2 protein-coding genes and 5 tRNA genes are annotated in these 4021 nt (G+C 36.7%); 1 reads left to right on the top strand and 6 read right to left on the bottom strand.

Annotation, left to right across the window (positions count from 1 at the left end):
* Positions 1-336: 336 nt before the first annotated feature.
* Positions 337-1530 (bottom strand): GNAT family N-acetyltransferase, encoded by a 1194-nt coding sequence (locus tag QCD85_RS23550; RefSeq protein ID WP_301264074.1) that lies wholly within the window; start codon positions 1528-1530, stop codon positions 337-339.
* A gap of 517 nt (positions 1531-2047) precedes the next feature.
* Between QCD85_RS23550 and QCD85_RS23545 the strand changes: the two genes are divergently transcribed.
* Positions 2048-3034: a ketoacyl-ACP synthase III gene (locus QCD85_RS23545; protein WP_301264075.1), complete on the top strand. Its 987-nt coding sequence runs from the start codon at positions 2048-2050 to the stop codon at positions 3032-3034.
* 249 nt (positions 3035-3283) lie between these two features.
* Here the strand turns inward: QCD85_RS23545 and QCD85_RS23540 are convergent.
* From QCD85_RS23540 to QCD85_RS23520, 5 genes are all read right to left on the bottom strand, one after another.
* Positions 3284-3354 (bottom strand) — tRNA-Gly (locus QCD85_RS23540).
* Positions 3355-3515: 161 nt separating this feature from the next.
* Positions 3516-3590 (bottom strand) — tRNA-Gly (locus tag QCD85_RS23535).
* Positions 3591-3598: 8 nt separating this feature from the next.
* Positions 3599-3680, bottom strand: a tRNA-Leu gene (locus QCD85_RS23530).
* Between the two features lie 12 nt (positions 3681-3692).
* Positions 3693-3768: transfer RNA gene (locus QCD85_RS23525), tRNA-Lys, on the bottom strand.
* Between the two features lie 98 nt (positions 3769-3866).
* Positions 3867-3939, bottom strand: a tRNA-His gene (locus QCD85_RS23520).
* Positions 3940-4021 lie beyond the last annotated feature (82 nt).

Raw genomic sequence — 4021 nt, 5'->3', positions numbered from 1 at the left:
TCAGTCATTCAGTCATTCAGTCATTCAGTCATTCAGTCATTCAGTCATTCAGTCACCAAAAGTATACTCGGATAGTACAAAAGCGCAACTATATTCAAAAAAAGCTTATCCTCTACAAAGTGTATAATGCACTTCAGTAGAGAGATAAGCTTTTTTCCCTTAATTATCATTGTAAAGATCATACTGTTTATATTTACGATTTGAACTGTATGATTCCTTTACAGTATCACTATTCATATGCTTTCACGTTCTATAAGAGCTTCCACCAGTTAAAGCGTTCATTCTAAAAAATCACTCTATACGTACATCACTAATACTCCACCCATTCACATGTGCTTAGAAAAAGTCCATCAAATGTGTGGTAGCAAAAGGAATCCGTGATTCCAAAATATGAACAGCTTCTAACTTGCCTTTCCATTTCCCCCAACTATACAAAGCTAGCGGACGTTTATATCCCATCAATGCTACAGTTAATGCTTGAATATCTGTATCGATATCACTATGATCCCAGAGATCTTGTTGCAAACCTTCTGGCAAAGCTTCACGCCGACTCACTTTCGCTTTACCTTCATCATTAATAAGCACATCCCAGATCCCATTGTTCCACTCTGCTGTCGCATCATTCACCCGGATCGATAACGATTCTACTTTACCAACTGTAAATGGATATTGCTCAAGAAACGTTTTAACATTAACTATTCTCGCCATAAAATAAGGAACGATCTGTTGCTCAATACGCGGATCATTCAACAGATACGACAACGAATCATCAATCGGTGCTTGCACATTAACTTCAGTCACCATTGAATCGTGGTTGGAAATAAAAGTCCATAGTGCTTGGCGTGAACGTTCATCAAGAGATACCAATTCTTTAATATTCATTTTCTGATCTTTGATCTCATAAATAAGATAACCACAAGCTTGATCTTGAGGATTATAATAAACAGCGGTAAACAAATCACTATTCGGTACTAATTTTCGTTCCCAACGCTCGGTATCTCTCACCAGTGTTCCATTATAACTAGAAGCATATTTTTCATAGACAGCATTAAAAATATCCAAATCACGAATACCACGTTTTATTGTACCTTCAACTTGAACTTTAGCAGGTAGCTTATTCGTAGGAATAGTATATTGACGATATTCAATATAAGTCTCCCAGCCAAACTTACGATAAAATGGGAAATGAAACGGATGCAAAAAGGATATCGATTGCCCTGCTTCATTCATCTGTTGCAATGTATGATCTAATAACTTCGCAACCAATCCCTGTCTTCTTTTTTCTGGCCAGGTAGAGACTCCAGCAATTCCACCCATATCAAAAGCTTGCCCGTGTATGTACGTTTGTAACGGTAACAATGTCAGTTGAGCACTCAATTGCTCTTCTTCAAAAATGCCCCATGTTCTTTCCGGTTTAAAATGTTGTTTTTCTTTCTCCAGTTCTTCTGCCGTTTTACGATATTGAAAAGCATACATTCCTAATTCCGCTCGTGCATCAAAATCTTCTAATGTTAATTGTCTGATATCCATTGCTATAGTCACCTCACTGAAAATGATAAATTACGTCAGATCTGAATCATTAGCACTTTCCACATAGTATAACTTATATACTACTTCAACTATAAAACAGTCCATACAAACAAAATAAAGCATATCATTTAAAATATACTTTTCTCATGATTTAAACAATATGATTCTGTATGGTATGATAACTCCATATGCTTCCATTATAACATTTACTATTACCTCAAAACCAATCGAGCTATATCAACATCACTTAGTCATCCCAAAATCAATAATCGATTTACAATATTGTTCAAATAGGTTATATTTAAAATAAATTAGTACCTGGTACTATAACCTAGTATTAAAAAATGTTAAATACAATTATTATGCTACCTTTTTATAAAATACCCTATCATACTCTAACTCTGTCAATACAATCGGTTTATACAGTCATTGTATTACAAGATAATCAGCATCTAACCAAATTATCAATTACTCCAGTGTATACACATCATTCAAATCATATATAGAGGTGATCTTTATCAATCATTCAACAGCTCGTCTTACAGCATTAGGAACTTATGTCCCCGACAAACGTTTAACTAACACTGATCTTGAACAGCTAGTCGATACGTCTGACGAATGGATTGTTCAACGTACAGGGATAAGAGAACGCCGTATTGCTAATGAGCAACAATTCACATCTACACTCGGAATAGAAGCAGTCAAAAATCTGCAAAAAACTTATCCAGGTACTTTGGAAGATGTAGAACTCATTATTGTGGCTACTACCACTTCAGATTATGTATTTCCAAGTACAGCTACTCAAATTCAATCTTATTTCAATATCAAAGGTGCTGGTGCAATAGATCTCAATGCTACTTGTGCTGGCTTTGTATATGCACTTCATGTAGCCAATAGCTTTATCACATCAGGTCTTCATCGCAAAATTCTAGTGATTGCCAGTGAAACGATGAGCAAAATAACAGATTATACCGATCGCAGCACATGTATTTTATTCGGTGATGGTGCCGGTGCAGCCTTAGTCGAATACGATCCAGAACAACCTAGCTTTCTAGGAACTTTTATGGATAGCGATGGTTCTGGTGGAGAACATGTATACCGTACCGGATTATCCGATCAAATCAATAATCAAGCGATGCTGGGCAATGGTAAAATCGTACAAAATGGTCGTGAAGTCTATAAATGGGCTGTACGTACAGTACCAAAAGGCATTCAAAACCTTTTAGATCAGACCAATCAATCCCTTACCAATATTAATTGGTTCGTTCCCCATAGCGCTAATCTCAAAATGATTGATTCGATTTGTGAAAAAACAGGATTTTCTCTAGACCATACACTTACCAGTGCTGAATGGTATGGTAACACTTCTTCTGCTTCAATTCCTCTAGCTTTACAATTAGGAAGAGATGATCATAAATTAAAAAATGGAGATACCGTATTACTATATGGTTTTGGTGCAGGACTCACCCAGATGGGCATGATTTTACGCTGGAATTTAAAATAATCTTTTAAAACTAATACCTAGCTAAATACGTTTAAAATATATTTTAAATACATGCAAAGCAACATAAAAAACAAAGTAATATAAAAAGAAACAGTACAGAATAAGAGTTACTTCTGTGCTGTTTCTTTTTTATCCAATACTATTCAACCTATATCTATAATCCTTTATCACTTATCGCATTCTTTAGCCCATTAAATTAATAGAAAACTAAAAAGGATGCCTGCATAATGCAGACATCCTTTTTTATAAAGCGGGTGATGGGAATCGAACCCACGCTATCAGCTTGGAAGGCTGAAGTTCTACCATTGAACTACACCCGCGGATTAAGAGGATATGGTTAACATCAGGTATCTTATAAACCCTGAATAACCATGTTAATCAAATCTTACACATGCCAACTATAAACAAATATAGTTGTTATATGAATTAAAGCGTAGAATAAAAACGTATATAATATATACGCTCTACACTGAATAAAGATTGGAGCGGACGATGGGAATCGAACCCACGACCCTCGCCTTGGCAAGGCGATGCTCTACCGCTGAGCCACGTCCGCAAAATCTATGCGCGTGGAGGGACTTGAACCCCCACGTCGTGAGACGCTAGATCCTAAGTCTAGTGCGTCTGCCAATTCCGCCACACGCGCATATAAGAAAAATGGTGAGTCATGAAGGGCTCGAACCTTCGACACCCTGATTAAAAGTCAGGTGCTCTACCGACTGAGCTAATGACTCATACAATTTAGGCAGTAATAGTATTGATTTAACATACATATTACATATTACATCATTTTAATACTAATATCAAGCTAATTCTTTATAAGATTATAAAGGGCGACCGATGGGACTTGAACCCACGAATGCCGGAGTCACAGTCCGGTGCGTTAACCCCTTCGCCACGACCGCCATAGCAATCAAATTAATATTAAAAATAAATGGTGCCGGCGAGAGGATTTGAACCCCCGACCTACTGATTACAAGTCAGTTG

Origin of the sequence: Paenibacillus sp. PsM32 (assembly GCF_030433815.1) — a bacterium.
GTDB lineage: Bacteria > Bacillota > Bacilli > Paenibacillales > Paenibacillaceae > Saccharibacillus > Saccharibacillus kyungheensis.
The sequence above is the reverse complement of the archived record's forward strand: the minus strand, read 5'-3'. Positions and strand labels throughout refer to the sequence as shown.

Bases quoted from the DNA above. Each gene is read 5' to 3' on its own strand.
- QCD85_RS23550 (WP_301264074.1), bottom strand. From the start codon at position 1,530: ATGGATATCAGACAATTAACATTAGAAGATTTTGATGCACGAGCGGAA.